At 63.1% G+C, this 14,459-nt stretch carries 15 protein-coding genes; 12 read left to right on the top strand and 3 right to left on the bottom strand.

The annotated features are described in order from the left end of the window. Positions 1 to 83 precede the first annotated feature (83 nt). The 12 genes from EPN51_RS13200 to EPN51_RS13150 all read left to right on the top strand — a co-directional run bounded on the left by EPN51_RS13200 (position 84) and on the right by EPN51_RS13150 (position 11,797). Positions 84 to 839 (top strand): hypothetical protein, encoded by a 756-nt coding sequence (locus tag EPN51_RS13200; RefSeq protein WP_293043051.1) that lies wholly within the window; start codon positions 84 to 86, stop codon positions 837 to 839. Positions 840 to 2,033: 1,194 nt separating this feature from the next. Further along, the gene (locus tag EPN51_RS13195) at positions 2,034 to 2,807 is read left to right on the top strand and encodes a hypothetical protein (protein WP_293043048.1); all 774 of its coding nucleotides are present in this window, start codon (positions 2,034 to 2,036) and stop codon (positions 2,805 to 2,807) included. A gap of 10 nt (positions 2,808 to 2,817) precedes the next feature. Continuing rightward, the gene (locus EPN51_RS13190) at positions 2,818 to 3,459 is read left to right on the top strand and encodes a cytochrome c oxidase subunit 3 (RefSeq protein ID WP_293043046.1); all 642 of its coding nucleotides are present in this window, start codon (positions 2,818 to 2,820) and stop codon (positions 3,457 to 3,459) included. 103 nt (positions 3,460 to 3,562) lie between these two features. Further along, the gene (locus EPN51_RS29000) at positions 3,563 to 3,820 is read left to right on the top strand and encodes a cytochrome C oxidase subunit IV family protein (RefSeq protein ID WP_366509432.1); all 258 of its coding nucleotides are present in this window, start codon (positions 3,563 to 3,565) and stop codon (positions 3,818 to 3,820) included. 17 nt (positions 3,821 to 3,837) lie between these two features. Continuing rightward, a complete protein-coding gene (locus EPN51_RS13185; RefSeq protein WP_293043043.1) occupies positions 3,838 to 4,497 on the top strand; it encodes a hypothetical protein in 660 nt (219 codons plus the stop codon). Positions 4,498 to 4,537: 40 nt separating this feature from the next. Then, positions 4,538 to 5,140, top strand: a complete 603-nt coding sequence (locus EPN51_RS13180; RefSeq protein ID WP_293043041.1) for a TetR/AcrR family transcriptional regulator — start codon at positions 4,538 to 4,540, stop codon at positions 5,138 to 5,140. A 407-nt stretch (positions 5,141 to 5,547) separates the two neighbouring features. Beyond that, positions 5,548 to 6,780 carry an acyl-CoA dehydrogenase family protein gene (locus tag EPN51_RS13175; RefSeq protein ID WP_293043038.1) on the top strand — a complete coding sequence of 411 codons (1,233 nt, stop codon included), beginning with the start codon at positions 5,548 to 5,550 and terminating at the stop codon, positions 6,778 to 6,780. Further along, positions 6,781 to 7,905 carry an acyl-CoA dehydrogenase family protein gene (locus EPN51_RS13170; RefSeq protein WP_293043036.1) on the top strand — a complete coding sequence of 375 codons (1,125 nt, stop codon included), beginning with the start codon at positions 6,781 to 6,783 and terminating at the stop codon, positions 7,903 to 7,905. Between the two features lie 210 nt (positions 7,906 to 8,115). Beyond that, positions 8,116 to 8,388 (top strand): hypothetical protein, encoded by a 273-nt coding sequence (locus EPN51_RS13165; protein ID WP_293043033.1) that lies wholly within the window; start codon positions 8,116 to 8,118, stop codon positions 8,386 to 8,388. 54 nt (positions 8,389 to 8,442) lie between these two features. Beyond that, positions 8,443 to 9,183, top strand: a complete 741-nt coding sequence (locus tag EPN51_RS13160) for an SDR family oxidoreductase (RefSeq protein ID WP_293043031.1) — start codon at positions 8,443 to 8,445, stop codon at positions 9,181 to 9,183. A gap of 99 nt (positions 9,184 to 9,282) precedes the next feature. Continuing rightward, entirely contained in the window at positions 9,283 to 10,719 is a 1,437-nt protein-coding gene (locus EPN51_RS13155; protein ID WP_293043028.1) for an FAD-binding oxidoreductase, read from the top strand. 400 nt (positions 10,720 to 11,119) lie between these two features. Further along, positions 11,120 to 11,797 carry a Crp/Fnr family transcriptional regulator gene (locus EPN51_RS13150; RefSeq protein WP_293043025.1) on the top strand — a complete coding sequence of 226 codons (678 nt, stop codon included), beginning with the start codon at positions 11,120 to 11,122 and terminating at the stop codon, positions 11,795 to 11,797. Between the two features lie 8 nt (positions 11,798 to 11,805). Here EPN51_RS13150 and EPN51_RS13145 read toward each other — a convergent pair whose 3' ends face one another. The 3 genes from EPN51_RS13145 to EPN51_RS13135 all read right to left on the bottom strand — a co-directional run bounded on the left by EPN51_RS13145 (position 11,806) and on the right by EPN51_RS13135 (position 14,170). Continuing rightward, positions 11,806 to 12,561 (bottom strand): alpha/beta hydrolase, encoded by a 756-nt coding sequence (locus EPN51_RS13145; protein WP_293043262.1) that lies wholly within the window; start codon positions 12,559 to 12,561, stop codon positions 11,806 to 11,808. A gap of 320 nt (positions 12,562 to 12,881) precedes the next feature. Continuing rightward, positions 12,882 to 13,559 carry an Mce protein gene (locus EPN51_RS13140; RefSeq protein ID WP_293043022.1) on the bottom strand — a complete coding sequence of 226 codons (678 nt, stop codon included), beginning with the start codon at positions 13,557 to 13,559 and terminating at the stop codon, positions 12,882 to 12,884. Further along, positions 13,550 to 14,170, bottom strand: a complete 621-nt coding sequence (locus EPN51_RS13135) for a hypothetical protein (RefSeq protein ID WP_293043259.1) — start codon at positions 14,168 to 14,170, stop codon at positions 13,550 to 13,552. Before EPN51_RS13135 ends, EPN51_RS13140 begins: the two co-directional genes overlap by 10 nt. Positions 14,171 to 14,459 lie beyond the last annotated feature (289 nt).

The raw sequence follows: 14,459 nt of genomic DNA, 5'->3' as shown, positions 1-14,459 counted from the left end.
ACATCCGGTTCAGTGACCGACACGACCCGACCCGGTCACGCCAGACTCCGACCTAAGTCGGAAGAGTGAGGTAAGGACAAGTCATGACGCCATCGCAGTTCGCCCATGAGAAGCTTCAACTGGCGCTCTGGGGCTGCGGCATCGGGTTCGGATTGCTGTTCTTTGTCGGACTCATGCCCTTGTCGGGCTTCATTCCGCCACCATCACCCCAGCTGACCGGCGCTCAATTGATGGCGGAATTCGGACCCAGGCTGACGTGGGTCAAGCTGGGAATCGTCGTGGGGCTGCTGGGCGCGGCCCTGTTGGTGCCGTGGTCGGCGATGGTCGCCCTGCAGATCGCGCGGATGGAGGAGGGGCGCCGCGTCCCGCTCTGGGCCATCTTCGCGTTCGGCGCCGGCTGCGTGAATGCCGTGGCCTTCATTCTGCCGTTCATCTTCTGGGCCGGCGCCTTCTATCGCCTCGACCGCACACCCGAGTTGGTTCAGCTGATCAACGACATGACGTGGATCGAGTTCCTACTGTTCTTCCCGGCCTTCAGCATGCAGCTGTTCTGTCTGGCGATGGCCGGGTTCACTCAGCGGCAGGGGCCGCAGGTGTTCCCCCGGTGGTTCCTTTATCTGAATCTGTGGATGGCAACGATCGGTGGGACCGGCCTCGCGTGCATGTTCTTCTTCTCCGGACCGTTGGCGTGGAACGGCATCATCGGGTTCTGGCTTCCGGTTGGCTCGTACGTCCCGTTCCTCATCGTCACATTCATCCAGTTCTATCGGACGATCCGCGCGGAGAAGTACTGCTACGAGCCGACGGCTTCGTCTGTCCCGGCCGGGATGGCCGGTTAGTACACCACGACGTCAAGGCGAAGCTCTCGGACGCAGAGATGGAGATTGTGGCGCCCGAGAGGAGTTGAGCTTGACAATTTGCCCTTATCGCGGGCGCGCAGGTCTGCTTTGAGTTGGAGACGGTAGGCACAGTACGTAGCCTTTCCGGACTGCCAAGTTATTGGATGATCGATTCGCCACCGGCGACCGCGTTGCCTATCGGAGGCGTGTCAGCGGAATGCAAAGTGGCGATTCGCTCGGCTTTCGGTTTAAAGGCGGTCATGCCCGGGTTGAAAACGTCAGTGAATAACAACGGCGACCATCGGTTCATGATTCGCAACACTCTGCGAAACGCTGCCAACACCAGTGGTGTTGGCCAGTCTGTTGCCGCAACCTGCTGACCTACAGGCAATCGTTCGGCTCAACAATCCCGGGGCTGCCCGAAGGCATGCACCGCTTAGTGGATATGTGGCGGTACCAGCACTCCACCGGACCCGAAGTCCGAGTCGGTCAGCTGCTGGTCGATGTGCTGTCTCAGACCGGCGCCGGCGGGGACTCCAGCGAGGGAGTGTGAGAGCGGCGTCCGACGCAACGTCCCCGCGCCGTTCACACCCGCCGAACTCGACAGGCCGTGAAACCCAACCTGTTCCACTCTCGTTGGGTTGCAGCCGCAACCGTCCACAAGGTCGTCAGCGGCGTCACCTCCGACAGGCTGGCCATGAGGTGCGCGATTCGGTGTACACAGCTCAAACGGTGTCGGTACCGGCTGCGGCTGATAGTCCACAGCCCGCCATGCGGTGGCTACATGAGCCAATAGCTACCGTCAACCCGGCATCGTTGGACCCGAGTTTCGGTCCGCTGTGGGCATGAAGACCGGTGAGTAGTAGTTCGAGGCGTCGTGTTCCGAGGCACGGCGGATCTCGACATTGAGCGCTGGAGTGATCTCACGCAGCCGACGACCCCTTCGCTGCGGGCGGCGTGCTGGTTGGCGATCGTGTCGATGATGCCAGGGGAGACCATCATTCGCAGAAACGGGCATTCCGCGCCGTCGCCTCCTCCGGGTAGCCGCCAAGTACAGCAGCAGCCCCTGACAGCTGTTCGTCAACACGAGCCCCCTGCCAGTAACACGACAGTACGACATTAATTGTCCTACCGTCGTATGCGTGCTAGCGTGATCTACCGCACGTTTCGTTGCCTAGGGGTGAGGAGCCACACGTGGGGGTCCAAAAGAGCTTGTTCTCCGAAAAGAGTCAGCGCGTCATCCTTTGGTGGGGAATCGGCCTGGCCGTCGTGTACGGCTTCGCCTTAGTAGTGCTCCTGAAGATGGTGCCGCCACCCAGTGCGCAGTGGTCGGCCACTCAGATCGCGGAGTTCTACCAGCACAACAGCATCCGAATTCGCTGGGGCGCGGTCATCGCCGGGTGGTCAGGGGCGTTCATGATGCCGATCCTGGCGGTGCTGACCATACAGATGGCGCGGGTGGAGGTCGGCGGAGCCAAAATCTGGACGGTACTATCGCTGGTCAGCGGTGCGTTGATGTCGCTGTTTTTGGCGCTGCCGACCATTTTCTTCGGCACGGCGGCGTTTACCGCCAATCGCTTGCCCGAGGTGACCGCGTTGATGCACCAACTCGGCGTCTTGACGTTGGTGACCAGCGACCAGTTCTACATTTTTATGTGGGTGGCCGTTACGGTGATCGCGTTGCGGCCTGCCACGCAGCTGATTGCGCACAACCCGTTCCCACGCTGGTGGGGCTATCTTTCACTATGGATCACGGTGATGTTCGAGGCCGGCGCATTCGCGTTCGTTCCGCGCTCGGGCCCGTTGGCGTGGGACGGTCTGCTCGTCTTCTGGTCGCCGGTAAGCCTTTTCACCGTATGGATCATCGTCCAGTGCGGGCTGATCTTCCGCGCATTGCGTGAACAGGCCGCGGCGAAGCAGAACGGTGAATACGGCGTAGAGCAGGCCGCGCATGACACGCTCGTCTAGCGGGACCAACGTGCGACTGCCCCGGCGAGACGCCGACGACGCACCGTCGATGGAAGCTGGACCGCAGGTACCAGCCGAGGCGCCGGAGGTCGGGCATCCCCATGTTCCCGGCGAAGCGGGAACATGGATCTTCATTTTCGGTGACATGTGCGTATTCGCTCTGCTGTTCTGCGTTTTCCTCAACGCCCGCAGGTTCAGTCCCGTTGCGTTCGCGCATGACCAGGCCGAACTGAATGCCAACTTGGGTGCGGTCAATACGGTACTGCTTCTGGCCAGCTCACTATGTGTCGTGCTTGCCGTGCGAGCGGTCAGATCTGGTGTCCACCGCACCCTCGCACCCCGGTTCATTGCGGCGGCATGGGCATGCGGCGTCGGCTTCCTGATCATCAAAGTGATCGAATATGCCGAGAAGATTAGCCATGGCATCACCCCGCAGAGTAGCGACTTCTTCATGTATTACTTCATGTTGACGGGCCTGCACGCCTTCCATGTGATGGTTGGTCTGGCGGTCCTGATTGTCTTGTTCACCCTCACGCGGAAATCCGAAATATCCGAGCGTCAATTCGCTTTCTTCGAAGGCGGTGCCTGCTTCTGGCACATGGTGGATCTGTTGTGGATCGTGTTGTTCCCGTTGATCTTCCTGGTTCAGTGATCGCGGTGACGAGTCAGTTAGCGTCCGTTCGAAGCCGCGCAGACCCGCTTAAATCTGCGGTCACTGTGGTTTGGGTCCTGCTGATCTCCGGCACTGTGCTGTCGTGGGCACTAGGCACGCACCGCGGGATCGTCGACGATCCCACGGCGGCGAGCCTGACATCCTGGCGATCGCGTTTGTCAAGATCCGCTACATCGGCCTCTACTTCATGGACCTCAAGGATGCACCGCTGGTGTGGCGCGCACTGCTTGAAGGGTGGTCCACGGCGTGTGCGTCCTCACTTCCGTCTTGTACCTCGTTGGCTAAATATTGTTCATCTGAAAGGAATTCATCGTGGAAGCACGTGTTCAGCGAGTCTTGATCTGGGCTGGGCCGCTGATGGTCTTGATCTGGTTCGCAACCTTCATCTTCGTGATGGGCTTCTTTCCGCCCTCTCGACCCAGCGCGTCAGCAGACCAGATCCGACAGCTTTACGCGGACAACACCGTCTTGATCAAGATCGGGCTGGTCGTAGTGATGGCCGCCTCGGCTCTGCTGGTGCCGTGGTCGGCAGCGATTTCGGGCCAGCTCAGGCGAATTGAAGGAGCGCGAGCCCTAGCCACTACCCAGGTCGTGTCGTGCGGTCTGTTGTCGCTGGAATTCATCACACCTATCGGCGTGTGGATGGCTGGGGCATTCCGCTTCGACGGACGAGCGGCCGAGATCACCGAAGCGCTGCACGATGTGGGGTGGATCTTGTTCGTCACCGTAATCTGGTCACTGTGGGTCCAGATGTGGTGCATCGTGGCCGCGATCCTCATTGATCGCCGTCCCCGCCCCGTCCTGCCCCGCTGGCTCGCCTACCTGACTGCCTGGGCGGCTCTCCTCATCACACCCGCAGGTATGGTGTTGTTCTTCAAGACCGGCCCATTCGCATGGAACGGAATCGTCGGCATCTACATACCGCTGGCAGCCTTCGCCATCTGGATGGGCGCAATCAGTTACGAAGTACACAAGGCGCTTACGCAACAGATCGCCGAGGGCACGGAGCCGGGGTGAGCGGCGCGGCAATGGCCACCCCGCTGCATATGCTTGCAGCATGGACGAACCTACGGCCAGCCTAGTGCGGGCAGCGCGACGAGCCTTCGCGCAGTACGGGCCTGACCGTGCCACGATGACCGACGTGGCACGATCGGCCGGGGTCGTCCGGCAGACTTTGTACTACACGGTCTCTAGCCGCGACCAACTCCTGGAACTGGCCATCGTGCAATGCTGCGAGGAACTGCAAGAACAGATCGACTCATGGAAGCTCGCTGAGGAAGGTGATCTCGACGAAGCCCTCGTCGAATTCCTAGCCAGAGCAGTTGAACTCACTGGCAGTCATCAAGAACTGGCCGGCTTGTCAGCCAGCTTGCCGCCAGACCGCGTCAAGACGGTCTTTGGTGAATCCCACCCGATCGAGAACCTGATCCGGTCCAGTCTGCGTCCGATCCTGGAACGGGCGCAATCCTGCGGCCGACTGCGGCCCGAGGTCACGATCGAAGAGGCAAGCCGATGGCTACAGGGCGTCTTGACCTTTGCCCTTCTGCGCGACAATCCAACACCCGAATCGCTGCGTCACGAATTACGCAAGTTCGCGCTGCCCTCAGTGTTCTCTGGCGACCGCACACCGAATAGCCGACGGCGACACGCAACGTCTTGACGATCCTTTTCCGAGGCGCGTCGGCAGCCTCCACCGTAGGGTGGTGCCCAGTTGTTTTGCTGAGGTCCGCACACTTCAACTTCGCGACCGGCCGTCGAGATGTACCAGCCCCGAGCTCGCAGCTCCGCCGGCCCGGGCCCTTTTTCACACGGCGAGACGATGACAACACAACCTCCAGAAACCAGATGTGTTGCGACGGCTCCAAGAAACCAACTCTCTGCCTCTGTGGCATGAACGAGATCGCAGATGCGGCCGTGCGCGCGAAGCGCTCAGCGCGGCTCTTCGTGGCAAACCATATGGCTCGGCAACCTGGAGCTGCTACAGCCGCGCACCCATGAGCACGGCTGATGGCGTGGGCTAAACTCACGCGGACGATAGGCTGCCACGACGTCTCGGCTGGGAAACTCATGGATCTGCAGTGGACAACTGATGAGCTGAACTTTCGAGATGAGGTCCGCGACTTTCTCGATGAAAAGCTCACGCCCAAGCTGCGGCGCGCAGGTCGGCTGATGACCAGCGTCTACGCCGAACACGAGGCGAGTATGGCGTGGCAGGCGATTCTGCACGAGCGAGGCTGGGCGGCGCCGGCGTGGCCGGTTGAGTACGGCGGCTGCGACTGGAGCCTCACGCAGCACTACATCTTCAGTCGCGAATCGACGCTGGCGGGCGCGCCACCGTTGTCCCCGATGGGGATTCGGATGGTCGCACACGCGATCATCGCGTACGGAACGGACGCGCAAAAAGGCTATTTCCTGCCCCGCATCCTGACCGGCGAGGTGTTTTTCTGCCAGGGATACTCCGAGCCCGAGGCCGGATCGGATCTGGCCGCGCTGTCGATGGCCGCCGTCGACGATGGCGACGATCTGGTCTGCACCGGCAGCAAGATCTGGACCACCCATGCCGGGGAAGCAAATTGGATGTTCGCCCTGGTGCGCACGTCTCGCATGGAGAAGAAGCAGCAGGGCATCACGTTCGTGCTGATTGACATGACCTCACCCGGTATTGCGATTCGCCCGCTGGTGATGACGTCGGGCGAACAGATTCAAAACCAGGTGTTCTTCGACGAGGTACGGGTACCCAAGGGCAACGTCCTGGGCGAGATCGACAAGGGCTGGACGGTCGCAAAGTATCTCTTGGAATTTGAACGGGGCGGCGGTGCGGTAGCGCCGGGCCTGCAGGTGCGGGCAGAAGAGATCGCCGCGGTGGCAAAAGACCAACCCGGACCGGGTGGCGGACGTCTGATCGACGATCCGGCCTTCGCGCACAAATTGGCCGACGCGCGGATTCGCACCGAGGTGTTGGAGATCCTCGAGTACCGCGCGCTCGCGACGATGGCCGGCGGCGGCAACCCCGGTACGGCGTCGTCGATGCTCAAGATCTTGGGCACCGAACTCAGTCAGGCACTCACCGAACTCGCGCTGGAGGCGGCCGGACCCCGCGGTCGGGCCTACCAACCGCACGTTACTGAGCCGGGCGGCCCGGTCGCCGAGTTCGAGCCGCCCGCCGATGGATACGTGGCGGGCCAGCCCTGGCAGGCAGTAGCGCCACTACGGTACCTCAACGACCGTGCTGGTTCGATCTACGCCGGCAGCAACGAAATTCAACGCAACATTCTCACCAAAGCGGCGCTGGGACTGTAGATGGACTTCAATCCGACCAACGAGCAAGAACTGCTGCGCGACGGGCTGGCGAGGTTTTTTGCCGGCCGCTATGACCTCGAGAAGAGCCGCTCTGCTGCCAAGACCGGAGCCGGGTGGCAGCCCGAGATTTGGCGCGCCTTTGCCACCGAGCTCGGCATACTGGGAGCCACGCTACCGGAGGACGTCGGCGGAAGTGGTGGTGGTCCAATCGAACTCATGATCATCACGGAGGCGCTTGGTCACGCATTGGTGGTCGAACCGTACGTCGACACGGTCGTTGTTGCCGGTGGGCTGTTGCGCCGCTCCGGAACCCCTGCGGCAATATCTCTGCTGGGCAACATCATTGCGGGCACTGCGATTGTGGCGCTGGCAGCCGCGGAGCCGGCCTCGGCGGATCGGTGGCAGGACGTCTCGACGCTGGCCGAACGTGATGGCGACGGCTGGGTGTTGAACGGCCACAAGACGATGGCCGTCGGTGCGCCGCTGGCAACGCACCTGCTAGTCACTGCGCGCACACCAGGCGTAGATGGAATTTCGCTATTTCTCACAGATGTTGGCTCACCGGGTATCGCGATGCACCCGTATCGGACCATCGACGACCGCCGCGCGGCCGACCTCGCGTTCAACGATCTGCGGCTCGGCTCTGAGGCGATACTCGGCGAGCAGGGTGACACATGGCCGTCCGTGAGCCGGGCACGGGACGAGGGGGCGGCCGCGATCTGCTCCGAGGCGGTGGGCTGCATGCGAAAAGTTCTGGCGGACACCGTCGAATACTGCAAACAGCGCCAGCAGTTCGGCCAGCAGATCGGTCGCTTTCAGGTGCTGCAGCACCGCATGGTCGACATGCTTTTGGAACTCGAACAGTCCGTCGCCGCAGTCTATCTCGCGATTCTCAATCTCGAAGCCGACGACGCCACCCGTGCCCGTGCGGTGTCGGCCGGCAAGGCCACCATCGGCCGTGCGGCGCGGTTCATCGGCCAGCAAGCCGTGCAGCTGCACGGTGGGATGGGGATGACAGAGGAGCTGGCGATCGGCCATTACTTCAAGCGGCTGACCGCGATCCAATACGAGTTCGGCACCACCGACCAACACATCGCGCGATACGCCGAGCTGACGAAGACGTAAGGCACCCGCCCAGCCTGTCGCCGCGGCAGCGTGTCGGCTGCGCTACCAACGTTCGATGCCTCACCGCCGAGGCCGGGTGTGACCGCGCGGCTTCAGAGCGTGGCTAGCCCATCGAGTGGGTGCTGGCGCTGAGTGGTGAATCGAGACTTGGTGGCCGAGGTGTAGCCCGCGTGTGACCTTCCCGCGACGGCGACCAAGGACGCTCATCACGTGACGGTAATCGCGGCCATCTGCGCGCTCACGACGGCAACATGCATCGGCTACTACTTCGGACGTCGTGCGGGCTCCGCGCGGCCAAGCTGGACGAAGCGCACCAGCCGGATCGCACTGGGCAAGCTGGCGATCAACCTGCTCGCGACGATCACGGCACGCCGGCTCCAGCAGAGCTTACGGACCGGGCGGATGTTCTCCACCAGGCGGGGATCGAGACTGATTGTCCCACTTGAACTTCTGCGGGGTGGCGTCGTGCGGATACGGTCGTAATAGAGCGCCACCGGCATTCCGCCGCATCGAGCGTCGCTAAGGAAGAGAACTGGTATGGCTGCACTGCAGGACAAAGTGGCGTTGGTGACCGGGGCGTCGTCGGGCCTGGGCGCGGAAACGGCCAAGTTGTTTTCCCGCCAGGGCGCAACGGTTTTCGGTATCGGTCGCGATACCGGGCGCCTGGCCGACGTGTTCGCCGACGTCGAAAGTGGTATGTACGCATCGGTAGACATTGCTTCGGCGTCGGCGTGCAGAGACACGATCGAGCAGTGCGTCCGCGAGTTCGGCGGATTGGACATTCTTGTCAACGTCGCCGGGAAGCATCAGATGCGCCGGACGGAGTCGATGACCGACGACGACTGGGAGCGCGACGTCGCGGTCAACCTGAACGGCCCGTTCTTTCTGTGCCGGGCCGCGCTGCCCCACCTGCTGGAGCGAGGCGGAAACATCGTCAACGTCAGCTCTATCGCCGGGGTCGAAGGTCAGGCGTATTCGGCCGGTTACTGCGCAGCCAAGCATGGGCTGATTGGCCTTACCCGGGCATTGGCCGTGGAGTACACGGCGGATCGCCTGCGCGTCAACGCGGTGTGCCCGGGCGGCATGTTCACACCGCAAATCGAGCAGTTCAGCGCGCCCGACAATCCGAACTACGACCTGATCATGCGCACCGCCTCGCCGCGCGGGATGATGCGGCCGCTCGACGTCGCCAATGTGATCGCCTTCCTCGCCAGCGACGCTGCGGCCGCCATTCATGGCGCCGTCTATCGGGTCGACAACGGCAAGGGTGCCGGGTAACGGTTCGGGCACGTTTCGGTCAACCACCGACATGTCATGCGGCACCACGATTCTCGTGGTCGACAATTCGGGACATGAGGCAGTCCCGGGAGCCCGACGGTGGCGCGTGAGATCTCACGGCAGACGTTTTTGCGGGGCGCCGTCGGAGCGTTAGCCGCCGGAGCGGTTCTCGGCTCACCCCGGGCTGTCGCCGATCCACGGCCGTCCGGATGGGAAGGTCTTTCCACCGCGCTCGGCGGCAAGGTGTTGCTTCCGGACAGTTCCCAATTCGCCGGGGCCAAGCAGGTTTTCAACACCAACTACAACGGGTCGACGCCGGCGGCTGTCGTGACCCCGACGTCGGCGGCCGATGTGCAAAAGGCCATGGCATTCGCCGCCGCCCACAACCTCAAGGTCGCTCCGCGCAGTGGCGGGCACTCCTATATCGGCGCGTCGACCGCGAACGGGACCATGGTGCTCGACCTGCGCCAACTACCCGGGGATGCCAACTACGACGCCGCCACGGGGCAGGTCACGGTGACGCCGGCCACCAGCCTGTACACGATGCACCGGACCCTGGCCGCGGCCGGCCGGGGCGTCCCGACGGGTACCTGCCCGTCGGTCGGCGCCGCGGGGCACGCGCTAGGCGGCGGCCTGGGCGCCCAGTCCCGGCATGCGGGCCTGCTCTGTGATCAGTTGACGTCGGCGTCGGTGGTGCTGCCCAACGGCCAGGCGGTCACCGCGTCCGCCGCCAGCAACCCCGACCTGTTCTGGGCGTTGCGCGGCGGCGGTGGCGGCAACTTCGGCGTGACGACCTCGCTGACCTTCGCGACGTTCCCCACCAAGGACGTCGACGTCGTCAACCTCAACTTCCCGCCGCAGTCGTTCGCTCAGGTCCTGGTCGGATGGCAGAACTGGCTGCGTACCGCCGACCGCAACAGCTGGGCGCTGGCCGATGCCACCGTCGACGCGACGGGCATGCATTGCCGAATCATGGCCACCTCGCCGGCCGGGTCGGGAAACAGCACGGCGGCTGCCATCACCCAAGCGGTCGGACTGCAGCCGTCGGGCACCGAGAACCACACCTTCAACTACATGGACCTGGTGAATTACCTGGCGGTCGGGAATCTCAACCCGTCGCCGCTGGGGTACGTCGGCGGATCCGATGTCTTCCCCACCGTCAACGCGGGGGTGGCACAGGGGATTGCTACGGCGGTCAACGCCTTTCCCCGCAACGCCGGCCGGATGTTGGCGATCATGCACGCCCTCGATGGCGCCCTCGCCACGGTGGCGCCGGGAGCGACGGCGTTTCCGTGGCGTCGCCAGTCGGCGCTGGTGCAGTGGTACGTCGAAACATCGGGGGACCCCTCGGCCGCAACCAGTTGGCTCGGCACGGCTCACCAAGCGGTGCAACAGTATTCGGTCGGCGGCTATGTGAATTACATCGAGGCCAACCAGTCCCCGGCGCGCTACTTCGGCCCGAACCTGTCCCGGCTGAGCGCGGTGCGGCAGAAATATGATCCCGGCCGGGTGATGTTCTCCGGGCTCAATTACTAGCCGCTGGGCGCCGCCGCGGCGCGGGCTCGCAAGTCGGTGGTTAGACCAGCTTCGCACGGGGTACTTCCACTGCATCTGTGCGAGTAAGGGGTTGGCAATGGCGGTGGAACACGGTCGCGCACGGTGCCCTCGATGCATGGCGTGGGCGCAGTACAGTTTTCTGGAGCGCGACGATAAGCTCGAGTATCAGGTCCGTTGCGATACGTGTGGCAACTTCTATTCCGAAGTCACCATCTCGTCGACCGCCACGACGTCGGCGGCCTAGCGGCCAGCTTCCCGACCTGCTGCGTTACGCAATTTAACCCTCGTGTAAAGTCGAGGGCGCGAGCCAAGACGCCCCCATACCGGAGCAGCGCCTAGTGCGCGCAGACGCCGTGCAGAACGCGTTGAAAGGGGCGGCGTGGACGACATTTTGGCGCGAGCCGGCATCTTCCAGGGTATTGCACCTGATGCGGTCGCCGCGTTGGCTCGCCACCTACAGCACGTATCGTTCCCGCGCAGGCGCACCGTCTTCGTTGAAGGCGACGTGGGCGACGACCTCTTCGTGATCTTGGCGGGGGCGGTGAAGATCCGTCACCAGACAGCGGACGGTCGTGAAACCGTCTTCGCGGTGCTGGGCCCCGGCGACGTGTTCGGTGAACTCGCACTCTTCGATCCGGGCCCCAGAACCTCGACGGTGATCACGCTGACCGAAGTGCAAGCGGTCAGGATGGACCGCCACGCCCTGCGGACCTGGATGGTCGAACGACCCGAAATCGCGGAGCAGCTGCTGCGGGTGCTGGCGCGTCGACTCCGGCACACCAACAATACCCTGTGCGACTTGATCTTTACCGATGTGCCCGCCCGAGTGGCCAAGCAAATCCTTGATCTGGCAATGCGATTCGGAACCAACAACGGTGGGCCGGTGCGCGTCGAGCACCACCTCACCCAGAAGGAGCTCGCTCAACTCGTCGGTTCCTCGCGCGAAACGGTCAATAAGGCGCTATCGGACTTCACCCAACGCGGCTGGATCCGGCAGCAGGGTAAGGCCCTGATCATCGACCAGCCCGCGAAACTGGCCCGCCGCGCACGGGCCTGACGTCCAACTTAGGTGATCGACCAGAATTCCAGCAGGGTGCGCAACGTCGCGACCAGCGGGAGCGGTTGGTCCAGCATCGGATGATGACCGGCTTCGGCCAGCTCAACAAAGGGACCTCTCAGCTGCAGGAGGGAGCGAATCCGTTCGGCCATCGCCGGCAGCACCAGTCCGGCCTCGCAACGCAAATAGCCCACACGGCAACGCATTGCAGCGAGCATGCTCTCCAACGACTCCTCATCGGCGGGTGTTGCCTCGAAAAACTCGCCGCCGAAAATCGCCGGGTCGAATTTCCAAACCCACCCCGTGTTGGTCTTGCGCACCGACTCTGCCGCGATGTGCTGTCGGACGTAGGGGAGGATCAATTCTTGCGACGGCACGGCCGTAAAGCGGGCCAGGATCTCGTCTCTCGTCCGGTATTCGGTGTGTTTGTGCCGGCGTAGGCGCTTTTCCTCCGGCACACGCTCCCACAACGGCGAGTCGATCACCAGCATGCTGTTGATCTGCTGGCTGTAGTGCATCGCCGCCGTGGACGCGACCCAACCGCCCATACTGTGGCCGACGATGGTCGGCCGCCCAGCGGGTCCGGCGGCCGCTGCAGCGGCCATCACTTCGCTTGCCCAGATCCGCAGGTCGTAACCGGCACGTGAGCCACTGTCGCCATGACCGGACAAATCCAGTGCGATCACCCGGTGGGTACGGGAAAAGAAGGGCGCGATGTGGTCCCACCAACCGGAGTGTGCTCCGCCGCCGTGGACCAGCACCACCGGTGGTTGGTCCACGGCGCCCCAGGTACGTAGGTGTATGCGGCAGCCGTCGACTTCAACGTCACCCAGCTCGGGCTGTTGATCGAGTGCGGCAGTGAACCAAGCCGGGGTAACCGCCGTCTGGCGCGAACGGGAAAACAGTTTTTGACCCTCCCTATTCGCAATACAGGTCAGCCACGCCGACGTAGCATTTTAACTGCAGCGGAACGATTCCGGAAGGATGTTCGAATAGCCGCGACGTCCAGGCGGTGCTCGGGGGAAACTTCTATCGGGTGGCCCAACGGGCTAGGTGCGCCTGAATAAACCGCCGGCGCATCAGTTCACGGGAGCTCGACCTTGCTGGCCAGCCACCGGCCGTCGACTCTTTCCATGGTCATCTTGACCCTGCTACGGTCCAGCTGAGGTGCGGGCGCGGCCCCATTGCTCACCGACTGGTCGACGAACAGCACAACGTCCACCTTGTCCTCGGTCGCCGACTGGACGGCCGCGTCGACCACGCTGCCATGCGCCGCCGCCTTGTTGTCGATGAGCGTTTGGCGCAGCTGCGCACTGGATTTGGTGTACATGTCTTTGAACTCGCCGGTCGAGCCGTCGAGAACCTCGGCGAAGTTCTGGTCAATGGCGTTGGTGTCCACGCTGGTCAGCGCGAGGATGTATTTCTTTGCCGCATCCAGTGCCTGCGCCGAGGCAACATCCTTCTGGTGATGCTGGAATAGCAGCCAGCCCTCATATCCGGCGCCCGCGAGTACGACCGCCAAGGTTCCGGCCGCGGCCCAACGAGCGACGTTGAGTCGGCGGCCCTTTCGTCCGCTCGGCCGCCGGTCATTGGCCCCGTCGAGGGAGTCCTCGTGGTGGTCGTCGACCTCGTCGGGCTGCACCGCTTCTGTGGCGCCGCCGTCCGTTTCTGTGCCTTCTGCGGCAATACGGAAGCGACTCACCAACCACGTCCGTGGGTTGCCGACTGTTGGTAGCGATGGGCGATGATTCATCAGTTGCATGCGCCGGAGTCACGCAACGCGTCCGCCCAGCCGGTGGCCGAGACGATATTCGCATGGGTGACTCCCGACGGATCCTTTCTCTTGATGCTGTCGCTGATCCGCGATAACTGAAATGTCAAGTGGGTCATCGAGTCCCCGCCGTATATCGGGGAATACGGTCCGAAGTTGTCGGGTTGATTGGTGATGATCAGCGGCTTGACCCGCGGGCCCAGAAAGGCCGTCGAGCGATCGATATCGGTGACAACAGCTTTGGCGTTCCGCTGCACCCCACCGGTCGCGTAGTCGTCATGGTGGTCACCGAGGTAGCGGTTGAAGTCGTTGATCTGGCCCATCAATGGGTCGAATTGGGACTTGAACCATTGGCAGGAGTCGGACATTCCGCCGACCATCTCGGGTGTCACCCGAGAGGTGAACGTGTTGTACGGCCAGATGTCGAAGTTCGGTGACCAATCGCTCGGCGCCGGCGCGAACACCGGTGACGGTGGGGGAGGCTGACCCGGATCGGCGGAGGCGTGGTCGGACAGCACGACGGTGGTGGCGAGCGCACACGCGATGCCGCTAGCCGCCCGTCGCAACCCCGTCAGAACCATCCGCGCCTTCCCCAGGAACACGATAACCCGCGGCCACCGAATACCGAGCCATCCGATATGGCGATAAACAACGATTAACATCGACGCCTCGAAAGGGGATCTTCTCGCGAAGTCCCCGGCGCGTCAAGGGGTCGTTATCAGGGACGAATGCCAAGTGACCACGGGTCATTACGTCGTCGGGTCGGCAAATCGGACGCCGGCTATGCACAAAGTGCAAAGCAACATCTTCCACAGAACCTGAGTAGCCGTTAACATAATCGCCCGTGGGGGCACGGCGAAGGTTCACCGACGAACACGGACACCAGCGCGT

The sequence above is a fragment of the Mycobacterium sp. genome (assembly GCF_004298145.1).
Classification (GTDB): domain Bacteria; phylum Actinomycetota; class Actinomycetes; order Mycobacteriales; family Mycobacteriaceae; genus Mycobacterium.
This window is presented reverse-complemented; position numbering and strand designations above follow the sequence as displayed.